Below are 15703 nucleotides of genomic sequence, written 5' to 3'. Positions count from 1 at the left end.
TAATAACATGAGAAATATAATACTCTTCTTATTCTTTGTGTCAGCTCTTCATTTATCCTGTACAAAGGTTCTTGATATAACACCCGATGGGCGTACCTCTATAGAGGAAGCTTTATCCACAAACGAAGGAACGGGAGCATTTCTTAACAGGTGTTATGCCAACATTCCGCAATTGGGGTATAACTGGTTTTATTTTGGAGACCTGCCTACAGCCGTGTCTGACGAAGCATATTCCGCTAAGGAATATAATGGGGTCATGTCACATTATTATGGCGGACAAAGTAGCGCGGCGTATCACGATCTTACAGGAGTGGGAGATGGGATACAGCAATCCGCCAACCTTGGAGACCAGTGGAACAGGAATTATCAGCAGATCCGTTTATGTACTGACTTTATTGACAGAATAGGTACTGCTACTGTTACCAATCCAAGCGACAGGGTGAAATGGGAAGCAGAAGCGCGTATTCTGCGGGCGTTTTTCTATCTGCAATTAATTCAATGGTATGGACAAGTACCCGTGCTTGATAAAGTGTATTCTGCAAATGATGATTTCAGTACCCTGAAAAGGAATAATGTATATGATGTTGCCAAGTTTATAGTAGCCGATTGCGATCTGGCGATTGCAACGGATGATTCACATTTTGGCGGAGAAGCATGGAGGATCACCAGTGGTGTGAGCGAACGTCAGCGGGTAACAAAAGCAGTTGCCAGTTTTATTAAGGCAAAGGCCATGCTTTTTGCTGCCAGCCCCCTGCACGGTGGACAAGAGCATTGGGAAGAAGCATACCAGGTAAGTAAAAAAGCATATGAAGAAGTGGCTGCCCACGGCTATAAGTTATACGATAAAGTGCAGAATGTGGTGGAATATGGGAAAGGAAATGGCGCTGCTTACCGGGAGTATTTTAATGAACCATATAATTGTACTGCTGCCGATGTAGACCATGAAACGATCTGGCAGAATGCTAAAAGGTTTGCTACTTTTTCCAGCTGGTTTGCGGATGGATTATGTTGGGTTGGAGGACGCGGAACAAACTATATGATTGGAGAATGCCCTTCCCAGGAGTTGGTAGATGCTTATGAAATAGTTGAATTCGAAGACAATGATCCCGCCAAAAAAATTCTTTCGGCGCGGCCACTGCTGAACCTCAAAAAGCCATACCTGGATCCGGACAGACACCTGCTTCCTAATTTTCATCCGGATATTGCGGTGAATACAACATCGGCCAGGTTTACTTATGACGAGAGAATGGCAAACGTTCCTGTCAATTATAAAAATATAGACCCTTACGGACCTTATTGGAACAGAGACCCCAGGCTGGCTGAATCAATCAGTACAAATGATTCGCAGATGAAAGGAGATCCTTTTGATGATAATACGTTTATAGAAGCATATATCGGGGGAAGAGAAGAACTGCGGTTAGCGACCAATAATCCAATGAATACAAAAACAGGATACTACACCTGGAAGTGGGCAAAACCTCATAATGGCCTGATGAAGAATGTGATTATGTGGTCCTGGAAATCCGCACGCCTGGGAGAATTGATGCTCAATTACGCAGAAGCTGCCGCTGAATCCGGCCACCTTGCAGAAGCAGTAGCCATGGCAGATGCCATCAGAGCCCGCGTAGGAATGCCATCCCTGGCAAACAGCGGAGCAGATGTGAATAACCAGGAAGATGTTATCATGAGAGTACGGAATGAAAGAAGAGTAGAACTGGCACAGGAGAATATCAGGTATTTTGATCTGAGACGCTGGCAGTCTCCCGCTGGTGATCTTAGTACTACCTGCAAGTACTTTACAGCCATGGAAATAACAAAAACAGGAAACACCTATGGCTACAAGCGCGTGCCGATTAACAATGCACCGAGAGGAGGCTGGGAAAACAAGTATTTGTTATTACCACTACCGGTTACGGAAAGCACCAACATGGAAGGACTAACATCAACTGTCTGGCAAAATCCGGGATGGTAACAACAACATAAAAGAAACTGTACCTAAGAAAATTTAAATAACAGGATATGCTGCAATTAACAAGAAAAATGCTGCGGTTGATTGTTCTTGTACTGATTTGCTTTAACAGCATGTTATACGCACAGGACAATACCGGTTCACTTATGGTAGAGGGGATCATCCGGGATGATTTCGGAAATCCCGTCAATAATGCCATCGTCCGGTCAGAGATGGGGAAGAACGAAGATTTTACGCATATGGATGGCAAATTCAGCCTATCGATAAAAGACGGAAGTAAAAGTATTATCCTGAGTTGTTATGGTTATACAACGCAGCAGATAAACATCGAAAACAATACGCCTTTAGAAGTACAGCTCAAAAGAGATTACTTACATAAAGACGCTGTTGTTCATAACTGGTACATCCGGGAAGTAAAAAACAAGAGCGCCAGTGCTATCTCGACTATAACGGGAGAAGAACTGGAACATATACCGGGCGCATTTCTGACTTCCAGGTTAACGGGGAATTTGACAGGGCTTACCACTACAGAGTACAGTGGTATCCTGACCCAACCTACCATTTCCAGGAATGTAAGAGGTATTAGTTCGGTGAATACAACGGAGCCTTATGTGATCGTTGATGGAATACCCAGCGACAACAATGCTTTCGAAAATATTCTTCCATCCGAAATTGAAAGCATAAGCCTGTTGAAAGATGCAGCAGCATTGTCTCTCTACGGATTACAGGGGTCCAATGGCGCCCTGGTGATCACCACTAAGCGTGGCCACGCCGGCAAATTGAAATTCGGTGTGAACGTGGAGCAAACTTTCCAGCAGATGACGCAAAAGCCATATAGGATTAACTCATGGGACTATGCGGAATTGAAAAATACCGCCGCCTTAAATGATGGCCTGTCACCGCAGTTTACCGCTGCGGAAATCCAGAAATACCGTGACCACGATGACGAATTATACCCCAATAACGATTACTATAATTCGTATTGGAAAGATTGGTCTGCCAGGCAAAACATAAGTGTAAATGCCACCGGCGGAAATGATCTGGCAAAATATTTTACCAGCATCAACTTCACGCATATTGGTGTGCCCTTTGTCACGGATGATTCAAACGAAAAATATGATCCGGGCGCAAATTATTGGCGGATGGGTTTCCGCGGTAACCTGGATATGAATCTCACAAAAAATTTCAGCGCATTTCTGCTGATATCCGGTAGCATCATTAAAGAGAACTATCCGGGATCTGTTAATTCACCTAACAGCTTATATCCTACGCTCTTTAATTTTGCTCCTTCCATGTATGGCCCGCTGGTACCACAAGACAAGGAAAAGTTTGACCTGTCCGCCGGTCAGGTGCTTACAAACAGTAAAGGCAGCAGTTCTGTTTATGCGCTTTTAAACAAGTCGGGGTATGCCTATTACCTGACAACACATGTGAATACTCAGGTGGGTTTGAAATACGATTTAAACCGCCTGACGCAGGGATTGAATATTACGGGAAATGTGGGATATGGATTGTATTCCTACATTGGCCAGGTGGCTACCCAGTCTTACGAACAATATCAGCAACCCAACAGAGATGAGCTGAAGTTTATCCGGTATGGTAGTTCTGTAAACGGGCCACTTACCGTTGCGCCTGCACCTTCACAGGGTAGTTATACCATGGACTATCGCATCAATTTAAATTATCAGCGTGATTTTGGAAAACATGCCATTGCTTCCACCGCTTATTTTAATTATGCTACCAAAATTCTTCCTACATGGCAATCGTCATCCGCAGCCAGTATGTTCCCTTACCTCCATCAGAGCAATGGACTACATATAAGTTATGGCTTTGACAATAAATATATTGTTCAGTTAAATGCCGGATATACAGGGTCAGACGGATTTGCGCGCGACAGAAGATACAGCTTCACCCCTTCGGTGGCAGCGGCGTGGGTGGCTTCAAATGAAATGTTTTTAGCGAACAATACCTGGCTGACTTATCTTAAACTGAGAGCGTCTGCGGGTTATACGGCTAATGATCGCTTTAATGGCAACAGGCTTGCCTATATGGATAACCTGAGTCTGCAAGGGCAGGAATTAGGTGTTGGTAATCCCTACCTGGTGGCAGAAAAAACTTTCATGCAGAACTATGGTTTTGACCTGGAATTATTCAACCGGGTGGTCGTATCATTAGACGTGTTTTCCAATAATACTGATAACATGATTCTGACTGATAACAGGATTCCTGCATTTGCGGGCGTATATAATTATCAGCTCGCCAATGCTGCGTTGTTGAATATGGGGAAAATGACGAATAAAGGTTTTGACCTGGGAGTGGATTACAATAAGCAATTCAACCGGGACTTTTCCGTATCCGCAGGTGTAAAGTATAGCTACGCAAAGAATAAAATACTAGCCACGAATGAAATCAGGAAACCGCAGCCCGAATTTGCTTCGGCCTATTATTATACCGGGAACCCGGTTGGCCAGCTAATAGGGTATGAGGTGGACTATGATTACAAAAATGCAGATGGAGTAGCCAATGGTTTTATCAATGATGCAGCAACACTTACCAAATATAAAACCATGTATGAAACCGGCGGAATTGGTACGCCCCGTCTTGGAGACCTGATATATAAAGATTTGAACAATGATGGAAAGATAGATGAGCGGGATTATGCGCCTATTAAAGGAAGTACGGTGCCCTCGGCTATTTTTAGCTTTGTAGGTGGAGTTAAGTTTAAACAGATGGAACTAAACTTTATGTTCCAGGGTATTGGAAATAAATACGTGAATATCGGCAATGCAACCGGTATAAATGAAACGTACCACGAAGGCATATTCAGCGATGCCCATTTAGAAAGCTGGACTCCCGAGCGTTATGCAAACGAAGACCCTATCAGCTTCCCGGCGCTGGGAGATAAAGTTTCTACCAGTCACCAGCCGAATGATTTTTTTGTGCAGAACACTTCGTTTATTCGTTTACGTAATGTGGAATTGGCTTATACCTTACCGCAGGCTATTTCTGGAAAAATAGCTGCGCAAAAAATCAGGATCGCTTTAAGTGCACAGAATCTTTTTACATGGACCACGCTAAAGATGACCAGGCATTTCGATCCGGAAACACCTGATCTGACTTTGCTTCAGCCTTTCAGGGCAGCCAATCTGGCTATCCGGTGTGTGTTTTAATCAAATTATATCTACTTAAAAAATATTTAAGCATGAGAAAGATACCTGGTTTTTTATTGATCCTTTCTTGTCTTTTTTCTCCATCCTGTACGAAGATGCTTGATACACCGAATGATGGAAGGATCGAGATGAAAGATATTTTCATGTCACTGGCACGAACAAGGGATTACGTAAATTCCTGCTATGATTATCTTCCGGCGGTGGGTGGTTTTTATCCGGGGGGAACACTCCTGGCCGCTTATTCCGATGAAGCAGAAGATGCCAAAAATCATGGGAACAGTGCGATACAGGCCTGGTATGAAGGCAGGATGTCGCCGTCAAACAACTTGTTGGCCAACAGCCAAAACTCGTATGAACGATTTTGGCAGGGGATTTACCGGTGTAATACTTTTTTACAGAATATCCAGGATACCGTGAATATGAAAACCCTCTTTCTTTCTGAGCAGGAGAAGGGGGGCATGATAGCACAGGTTCGCACCTTGCGGGCATTTTATTATCTTGAACTGATCCGCAGGTATGGGGGAGTACCCATTTTATCCGGCCGCTATACGGTTGACCAGGATCTGAGTAAAGAAGAGCGCGCCTCTTTCGCGAAGTGTGTGGATTATATTATTGCTGATTGCGATGCGGCGTTGAGTAGCCCGGAGCCCACTGCGGGAGCTGTAGGCGGATTCAGGTGGCGTCCGGCGAGTGATGCAGAAGTAACGACAGTGACGAGAGCGATGGCTTGCGCTATTAAATCAAGAGCGGCGTTATATGCTGCCAGTCCATTATGGGCGGCCGATCACAATGGTGCTGCCACTGCTTACACCTGGGATAAGGCGGTGCAGATCACCAAGGAAGCACTGGATTTATGCCTGGCAAATGGCTACGAATTATATACTGTAAAAGATGGTAATGCCGAGAACGCATACGGCAGTTATTTTCTGACGATGATGCAAAGTAGCGGTCTGGATAAAGAGTCTATCTACCAATCAAGAGCCAGGGCTTCTGTATGGAGTATGCAGGGATTACCTATCATCAAGGGCCAATCAACGGCAGGGGCAGGTCCTACACAGGAACTGGTAGATGCCTATGAATTGTTTGACGAGGGCACTGCCACGTCGGTTCCACTCCTGAAACTGGAAGAACCTTATATTGGGGGAGATCATACAAAACCCAATTTTAACCCCGCCGCCTTGGCGGCACCTTTTAACTATAGTGAAACCTCTTCCGCTGCTATGTATACAAAGCGGGATCCGCGTTTATTGACCTCTGTTTATTATGACAGCACTTTTCTGAACCGTGCTACAGTAGTAACGACCGTTGATACACGTATCGGCGGCAACTGTGAAATTTCCAGCGTAAATACAAATCAACGAAATACCAGAACAGGCTACTACATCCGGAAAGGAAATAATTACCGGTCTGACCAGGATAATGACCAGGATGGATTTATAAGGATTTTCCGGTTGGCCGAATTGTATATGAACTTTGCAGAAGCTGCCTATAATTCTTCTTACGGGGTAAACGGTGTTGTTAATTTAACCAATCCGGTAACGGGTGTGCCTGCGTCTAACGCGGCAAACACCGCACTGGAAGCGGTGAACAGGGTTCGTGAAAGGGTTGGTATCGCCGCACTACCTGGCAATATTTCTACAGCTGCATTTGAATTGCGGTATCGCAATGAACGGCGTATTGAATTTGCATTTGAAGAATTCCGGTTCTTTGATGTAAGACGTTGGCAAGCACCCGGAGGAAATCTTGCTGCCAGCGACAAAGTAGTAAGTGGTATGAGAATCGCGGCAAATGGTGCTTCCTTCACCAGGTTTGTATTTACAGAAAGAAATACGTTCGAACAAAAATATCTCAGGCTTCCTCTTGACTTCGCAGAAATTTCAAGGGTGCGGGAACTGACAGGAACTGACTGGCAGAACCCGGGATGGTAGCCTGTTTTCATAAGAGAATTTAAATTCAGTACATCAGCAAAATTATTTAAGATGGGAATGTTAGCAAAGCAAGCGTGGCTATTATGTCTGACGATGATATTATTTTATACGTCAGTGGCGCAGGAAAAATTAAAGTATTCAACGCCGCCCATACCATGGGAAGCACCACTCGGCAGTCATCGCGCTGTTGTGGAGGTGTCACGGTCTTCACCAGCCGTACATCTTAACTTTGAATGGCGCAGGCATGATAAAGATGTCAGTGAACGGAGATTTATTATTGTGCATGAAGATGGCAAAGACACGGTAGCAAATATTTACCGTGTACAGGTAAACGGTGATCGCTGTGAGTTGGTTTTCGGTCCTGTAAAGCCAGGTAAATATTATTTTTATTACCTGCCTTACCAACCTTCGAAAGGAGAAGGATATTTTAGTAGTGACTATCTCCCGAAAGAAGCTAAGCCGGATGATGTATGGGTAAATGAAAACAAGATCGGGAACGGTAAATATCAAAAGCTGGCTAAAGCCACTTTGCTGGGCGTTGAATCCCGTACTGATTTTGACTCTTTTTTCCCGATGGAAGTAACTGCCAGTGTAGAGGAGAAAGAAAAACTATCGCAGAAGGCTAAACGAAATTTTATGTTGTTCCCGGAAGACAGGAAATTTCCCATCCGGATGCTCGATAACATTCCCTCGCGTTGGCTGGGCCGCTTTCCTGTTGATAAATTTTCGGGAGAAGCCAGCCGTAATGAATATTACACTTTCCAGGTAGGTTTATGGGCTTTGAAAGATGTAGCAACCGTAAAGGTGCAGTTTAGCGCCTTGAAAGGAGATAAATATGTGTTACCAGCTTCCGCACTCACCTGTTTTAATACAGGAGGAACAGACGCTTTCGGTAAACCGTTTACAAAAAACCTGCACGTAAAACAAACCATGGTGCAGCCTTTATGGATTGGTGTGGACTTACCTGAAAATGTGCCCCCTGGCGTATATACAGGTTCACTCACAGTAACCACCGCAAATGCAGAAAAGCAGGAACTTCCCATACAGATTACGGTAAATAACACTTTGCTTGCAGATAGGGGGGACGCAGAAACATGGCGTCACTCCCGCCTGCGCTGGCTCAATTCAACCGCAGGAATAGATGAGAAAAACGTAGCGCCTTATCGTTCTGTGAGCATGTTGGAGAAAGGCGGTGTGGACCTCACCGGAAAGCGCATCTTTTTCGATGCCAACGGTATGCCGTCTTCTATAAAAGTTTATGGAGAAGAGGTGTTAGCAGCTCCTGTTAGTCTATCTGTTTTTGCCGGCGGAGGAAAGATAAAATTTGAGGGAGATGGTAAAGCGGAGCGGATCAATCAGGCAGAGGGAATTGTTTCTAACCTGTACCGGCAAACATCGGGACAGCTAAAATTATCTACCCGATCAGATATTGAATCGGATGGCTGGATGAAATACACCTTTGAAATTGAAGCGTTGGAAGACGTGAACATGACGGATGTAAGATTGAACATCCCCTACCGGAAAGAAGCTTCTAAATATATAATGGGTATGGGCCTGGTTGGCACGGAAACACCGCTCTCGCGCGATGCCAAGTGGGACGGACCTTACACCTCTTTTCTGGCAAAAGAAACCCCTGGAGGGCTGCTCAGGTATGATAATGGCCCCGATCTGAATTATGGGCCATTTGATGCCTTTTGGCTTGGAAGCGCACACGCAGGTTTGCATTGTGAGTTAAGGGGTGCGGCATACACAGGCCCTATGCTGAGAGAGTTTAAAGCAACCCCGCCTCCCAGTTGGTATAATCAGGGTAAAGGCGGTTTCCAGATCAGAACAGAAGGGAAACAACTAAATGCTACCGCATATAGCGGAGAAAGGATGTTGCAAAAGGGTGAAAAAATTGTATTCGAGTGCGCACTGCTCATTACGCCTGTAAAACCATTGGATACCCACAATCAATTTGCCACACGCTATTTTCAGAGTACACCCGATCCTGTTCCACGGGAAGAAGATCTGAAAGCCGGCGCAAACGTGATAAATGTTCATCACGCTAACAAGTATAACCCTTATATAAACTATCCTTATATCGCCGTTAAGGAAATGAAGGAAATGATAGATAAGTCGCATAGTAAGGGACTGAAAGTAAAGATCTATAATTCAGTGACGGGTATCTCCAATTATGCCACCGAAATTTGGGCATTAAGAAGTCTCGGAGATGAAATTATGCGGGGAGGAGAGAGCAAAGGGTATATGTGGTTAAGAGAGCACTATATTGAAAACTACGCTACTATATGGTATCAGCCACTTGCCAATGGTGATATTGATGCTTCTGTATTCATCACCGCCCAACCATCCCGGTGGTATAATTATTATGTGGAAGGATTGAAGTGGCTGGTGAAAAATGTAGGGATAGATGGGATTTACCTGGATGATGTATCCTACGGGAGAGATATGATTAAACGTATCCGCAAGGTAGTAGCGCAGGACAGACCCGATTTTCTGATGGACCTGCACTCTCACCGCTGGTTTTCCGGTGGTCCGGCTTTGCAGTATACCGAGCTTTTCCCATACCTCAATAAACTGTGGTTCGGAGAGGAGTTTAAATATGATCAAATGCCGCCGGCCAACTGGATGGTAGAAACATCAGGTATACCATTTGGTTTGATGGGAGACATGTTAGAGGGCGGAGGTAACATCTGGAGAGGTATGTTGTATGGGATGTCTTCCCGGTTAGGATGGTCTGGTAATCCTACCGAAGTATGGAAGCTATGGGATGATTTTGGAATAGCTGATGCAAAGATGATTGGTTATTGGGAAAACAAAACTCCTGTAACAACTTCTGATAAAGCTGTTTTGGCAACTACTTATGCTAAAAATAAAAAAGCCCTCATAAGCATTGCCAGCTGGGCTCCGGGCGCAGCATCCGTTACCCTGAACATTGATTTTAAACAGCTGGGAATAGATCCTGGAAAGGCAAAGATAACTGCGCCTGAAATGAAAGGTATACAAACAGGCAGATCTTTCAGAAATGGTGAATCTATTACCGTTGAACCGGAGAAAGGATGGCTGTTGCTTGTTGAGTAAGCTCTCCTTTCACATCTTTCATTTTTAAAACCGTTGATCAAACATGATACTAAATATCACGAAAGCAGTTCTTTTATTCGCTACATTTTTGGTGATGAGCAGTGCTGTAAGCAGTTGCAAAACAGATGGTACAGATCCGGGCGGCAGTCAGGCAGTAGATTCTGTTAGTCCGCAGTCAAAACATAGTTTTAATGTTGGCATTAACAGAACAGATTTGTATTGGGTGGAAGGTGGTCCGGCTGCTCAGACCCGGTTGTTGAATTCGATCAAATCCGCAGGTTGTGAATATGTCCGTTTTACGTTGCAGGGAGATCAGTATAAAGAAGCCGTGCGTGATCATATTCTTTATTCTAATAAAATAGGTATCAAGCCGTTGGTTTGTATTATGCTGGGAGGAATAGTCGATATCTATCCTCCCGGAACGCAGTTGGTGAACCGGTTACAACCCGGTGAAGAACGCATGTTCTGGGATGGTTACCCTGTATCGCAGATGGATGAAGTACGCTTCGACACTTTTATGACTAACCTCCTGACCTATTGGCAAGAGGCAGGTTGTGTGATCGATGTACTTGAATTAGGCAACGAACTTAACTGGATTGATTTTAATGGTGATTTTCCGCGCTATCCGAATGGAGAAGGCAAAATCTTCGACAATAGCTATACCTGGAACACATTGCCCGATTCTGTGAAACATTTTGCCAGAAAAGCCGGCTATGCTGCAAAGAAAACAAAAGAACTGGCTTCCCGGATATTCGGTAAAGATGGGCCAAAAGTAATTGTTGGCGGATTGAGTGCCGGCAATCTGAACTATAAGGGCTGGATGAAAAGTGTGGGCGCCTCGGTCATGGATGCGGATGTAGCACTTAATATTATGCAAGGCACCTTTAAAGATCAACCAGCTGGTAGCGAAAATTATTTGAAGGATGTAGACGCCGTTTGTTTGCACTTGTACCCTTATGATGATTGTGCGTTTGTGGAAGACAATGCCGGCAAGGCGGATACCACGGCCATGATCAATGATGTAACCCAGTATTTTGACCGGTGGATGCCCAGGATAAAAAAGGTGACCAACCTGCCGGTTTTTATTACTGAATTTGGGTATGAAACAAAGACCTACGGTATAGAAAATGATTGGAAACGGGCGGAGCAATTTAAAGCTTTTATTACCGGTATGGAAAGAACAAAAGATAAGTACAATTGGTCGGCGCTTTACGTCTATAACTGGGACCTGGGAAGTTTTCAGATATACAACAACAAGCCAATGCCTTCGGCCGATGCTATTTTTAAGTAAAAAGGAATGATCATGAAGACGCGCAGCATAATTTCTCTTTGTTTTACCATTTTGTTTTCCACAGTGGTTTATGGACAGGAAATGGATGTAATGGTAAAAGAATATAAAAAAGTATTTACCACTTACCCTTTCTCCGATCCTAATCCCATTCCCAATCCGCAGGGCAACATATATCCATATACTTTCTTCGACGGATACACTAACATTCCGGAACAGAAAGAATGGAAAGTGATAGAGATAGAAAACCAATACATAAAAGTAATTATACTCCCGGAGGTTGGTGGGAAAATATGGACTGCCATAGAAAAATCCACCAACCGCCCATTTATTTATAATAACCAGGTGATAAAATTCCGCAATCTTGGAATACGGGGACCGTATACCAGTGGCGGCATTGAATCCAATTTCGGGATTATCGGACATACGGCAAACGTTGCTACGGCAATAGACTACACCATTAAGAAACATGATGACGGAAGTATCGGTTGCATCATAGGAACTTTAGACCTGCTGACACGCACCACCTGGAGAACAGAAATCAACCTGCCCAAAGACAAAGCCTATTTCACCACTAAAACCGGTTGGCATAACAGCACCTCCATTGAGCAACCTTATTATCATTGGCTGAATGCAGGAATGGCAACCAAAGGCAATGTGGAATTCTTATACCCTGGTTCAGCTTACATAGAGCACGATGGATTAATAGGAGACTGGCCGGTTAACAAAACCAATAAAAAGCACATAAACTTTTATGAGAATAATGATTTTGGAGGACCTAAATCATATCACGTAGCTGGAAAATATGCAGATTATTGGGGAGCTTACTGGCATGATTATAAATTCGGTATGATACGATATGGCGCACGTGACGGGAAAGCAGGAAAAAAACTGTGGATATGGGGATTGTCAGACCAGGGGATGATCTGGGAGCCGCTGCTCACCGACAAAGATGGCCAGTATTGGGAATTACAATCAGGCCGGCACTTTAATCAGAATGCCGTTGCGAGTGTTTATTCACCGTTTAAACATACTGCGTTTACACCCTACGGTACAGATACATGGACAGAATACTGGTATCCGATTTTACAGACAGCAGGCGCCCAGGAAGCTAACGAATACGGGGCATTGAATTTTAAATATGAAAAAGGCTGGCTCAAGATCTACTTCTCAGCAGTACAACATATGGATGACTACCTGGAGTTGAAAGATAACGGGGAAACCATTTACCGCAAGAAGGTAACGCTGGCGCCTATGCAGGTGTTCAAAGACTCTGTAAAAGTAGGCTTACCCACAGCCTCCTTGAAGGCAGTATTGGGTGAGAATAAACTGATACATTCATTCGATACCGCTGCCGGTAACCTGGCGCGTCCGCTCAAAGCTCCGTCAGACTTCAACTGGAGCAGCCAGTATGGACAGTACCTGCTTGGAAAAAGTTTCATGGATCAAAAGAAATTCACCGAAGCAGCAGAGAAGCTCGCCAGCTCCCTGAAACTGGACCCTAATTATCTCCCTGCATTAGTCACTTCATCGGAGCTCATGTATCGCAACATGAGATACAGTGAGTCGTTGGATTATGCCAGAAAAGCGTTAAGTATTGATGCACATTCCGGCGCGGCTAATTATTTTTATGGTGTTATAAATAAGCAGCTTAAAAATTTTACGGATGCGAAAGACGGCTTCGAACTGGCTGCACTTACAGCTGAATACCGCAGTGCTGCTTATACGGAATTAGCCGCTATTTACCTGCACGATCATATGCCGGAACGGGCTGCCGAATATGCTGTAAAGGCAACGGATTACAACAGGTACAATATTACTGCGCTCAAATATGCAGCCATCGCATACCGTTTAAAGAAAGATGCTGCAAAGGCAAATGAAGTGCTGGCTACTATTTCAAACTTCGATGGATTGAGTCATTTTGTAAACTTTGAGAAATATATATCGGGGGGAACAGCAGACAGTAAAAAGCAGTTTACCGGTTTGATAACAGGTGAGGTATCACACGAAGAATATAATGAGCTCGGTGTATTCTATTATGGCGCCGGATGCGTGGCGGAAGCTGAACAATTGTTCAACATGGCGCTCCCGTCTGTAGAGGCGGTTTATTGGCTGAGTTATTTACAAAAGAAGCCGGTTGATTTCACAAAAATGGACATGACTTCATTACCTTTTAGATCAGAAACAGGCGGCGTGATGGAACAGTTGCTTACATCCTGCAATAACTGGCAATTAAAATATCACCTGGCGCTTATTTATGCCAATAGAAACAGGCTGCAGGAAGCCAGGGAACTGCTCCGGAAATGTGGACAGGAGCCCGATCTCGCTCCGTTTTATGCCTTCCGGGCTACCATGAGTGAAAACCCGGAAAGCAGACCGGCAGACCTGAAAAAGGCGTTGGAAATTGATAAAAGCTGGAGATACCATGCACTCCTGGCAAATTATTATGTGGAAAAATCGCAGCTCAGTGATGCGCTGTCATTAACGCAACAATATTACCAGCAGCATCCAAAAGATCCGGCGGCAGGGTTTTATCTCTCAAAACTATATCTTAAAAATGGCGCGTTCAGCATGGCCAATGAGCTGTTAGGAAAGATTGATCTTCTTCCGGCAGAAGGAAGTACAGAAGTGTATGATACTTACCGGGAAATACAGTTGATGCTCGCTGTTGAACAGATGAAAGCAGGGAAATTTACACCGGCCCTCAAATATATTAGCCTGGCGATGAAGTATCCGCAGAAATTTGGGATAGGCGCACTGTATGAAAATGAAACGGATTACCGCCTCGAGCAGTGGATGAGCTATCTTTGTTACCTGAATATGGCGAAAAACAAGGAAGCCGGCCAAATGCTTTCAAAAATAATCGATTATACACCGAGGCCTCCTGTCTGGGGAGCTTTGTCTATGGCCAATCATTTATTAACTGCTTTGGCATATGACAGGCTCAATAAACATGATCAGGCACGCTATTTTATTTCAAACGAAAGTAAAAACACACCCGCACTTGCAGGGGTTTACCAATCATTATTTGAGGAGGAGAAAGCCAACTTCAACCTGATTGAGCAGAGTACCACTACCAGGGTGTTGGAACAGTTGTATGAAATTCAGCACATGAAGTAAGTGATTTATCCGCTTTGGGCAAGGTGGCAGGATAGCGTTTCATGGTTTGATGACTAATAATTATATTTATTGAGGCAGCGTTTGCCCATTGTCATTTTATAAACCGGCCTATTGATATGAAGCTAATCCTTCAGCGACTAATGCAGGATTCGGATGAATCGTTTATTGTATACCACGAAAAGGAACCTTTTTTTTCCTGTCCCTGGCATTATCATCCGGAATATGAACTGGTACTTATTCTGAAAAGTACCGGTAAAAGGATCATTGGCGATCATATAGGAGATTTTATGGAAGGTGACCTGGTATTCATAGGCAGTGGTTTGCCACACGTTTATGATAATACCACTACTGATACTGATGAGGAAGTTGAAACCGGGTTAGAAGCAGAGGCGATGGTAGTGCAATTCCTTCCTGATTTGCTGGGCCGTAAATTTCTGCATTTGCCTGAATTCAAGCGATTCAAAAAAGTGTTGGAAAAGGCCCAGCAGGGCGTTTATATCACCGGTGAAACCAGGGATAAGGTGGCGGCGCAAATGATGGAAATGCATCAAACGAAAGGAATGAACCGGGTTATCGGTCTGCTGTCGATTTTTGCCATACTATCCAAAAGCACAGAATATGAGCTGCTGGCCAGTCCCGGATTCATGCATAATTTCGAGAATAGCTCTACAGAACGCTACCGGCATATAACGGAGTATATCATGAAGAATTTTTCGGAAGAAATTCCATTAGCTACCATTGCCGATGTAGCTAATATGACCACTACTTATTTTTGTACTTTCTTCAAGAATTATTATGGTCAGACTTTCGTTGAATACCTGAATAATATAAGAATAGGATATGCCTGTAAATTATTAGGAAGTACGGAGAAGAATATCGCTGATATTGCTATGGAGAGCGGGTTCAATAACATTTCCAATTTCAACCGGCAATTCAGGAAAGTAAAAGATATCAACCCCGCAGAATACAGGCGCTCCTTATCTGTAAAGTTGCAAAAAACACGAAAAAAGTAAATCCGGGTAGGGTGTCTCATCACCTGTACCCGGATTTATATTTTACCCCCCTCCCCACCATTTTAACCCATGATATATTACGTAAGTACCTGAATATAGTATCAAAAAACACCCTTTTAAGGTAATATTTTTGT

Annotated in this window: 7 protein-coding genes; all 7 read left to right on the top strand. The window is 44.0% G+C overall.

From position 1 onward, the window contains the following. The first annotated feature begins 7 nt into the window (after window positions 1–7). The 7 genes from ABQ275_RS19160 to ABQ275_RS19130 all read left to right on the top strand — a co-directional run bounded on the left by ABQ275_RS19160 (window position 8) and on the right by ABQ275_RS19130 (window position 15569). Window positions 8–1972 (top strand): RagB/SusD family nutrient uptake outer membrane protein, encoded by a 1965-nt coding sequence (locus tag ABQ275_RS19160; RefSeq protein WP_349314772.1) that lies wholly within the window; start codon window positions 8–10, stop codon window positions 1970–1972. Window positions 1973–2019: 47 nt separating this feature from the next. Then, window positions 2020–5139 (top strand): SusC/RagA family TonB-linked outer membrane protein, encoded by a 3120-nt coding sequence (locus ABQ275_RS19155; RefSeq protein WP_349314771.1) that lies wholly within the window; start codon window positions 2020–2022, stop codon window positions 5137–5139. Window positions 5140–5171: 32 nt separating this feature from the next. Further along, complete coding sequence (locus ABQ275_RS19150) at window positions 5172–7067, top strand: RagB/SusD family nutrient uptake outer membrane protein (protein WP_349314770.1); 1896 nt, start codon at window positions 5172–5174, stop codon at window positions 7065–7067. Window positions 7068–7118: 51 nt separating this feature from the next. After that, on the top strand, window positions 7119–10148 hold the full coding sequence (locus tag ABQ275_RS19145) for a glycoside hydrolase domain-containing protein (RefSeq protein WP_349314769.1): 3030 nt from the start codon (window positions 7119–7121) through the stop codon (window positions 10146–10148). Window positions 10149–10191: 43 nt separating this feature from the next. Beyond that, window positions 10192–11439: a hypothetical protein gene (locus ABQ275_RS19140; RefSeq protein WP_349314768.1), complete on the top strand. Its 1248-nt coding sequence runs from the start codon at window positions 10192–10194 to the stop codon at window positions 11437–11439. Between the two features lie 12 nt (window positions 11440–11451). Continuing rightward, window positions 11452–14556, top strand: coding sequence for a DUF5107 domain-containing protein (locus ABQ275_RS19135; protein WP_349314767.1), 3105 nt, complete (start codon window positions 11452–11454; stop codon window positions 14554–14556). A 116-nt stretch (window positions 14557–14672) separates the two neighbouring features. Next, entirely contained in the window at window positions 14673–15569 is an 897-nt protein-coding gene (locus ABQ275_RS19130) for an AraC family transcriptional regulator (RefSeq protein WP_349314766.1), read from the top strand. Window positions 15570–15703 lie beyond the last annotated feature (134 nt).

Source organism: Chitinophaga sp. MM2321 (assembly GCF_964033635.1).
Taxonomy (GTDB): domain Bacteria; phylum Bacteroidota; class Bacteroidia; order Chitinophagales; family Chitinophagaceae; genus Chitinophaga.
Note: the sequence above shows the minus strand (reverse complement) of the source record. Positions and strands in the feature narration are given on the sequence as shown.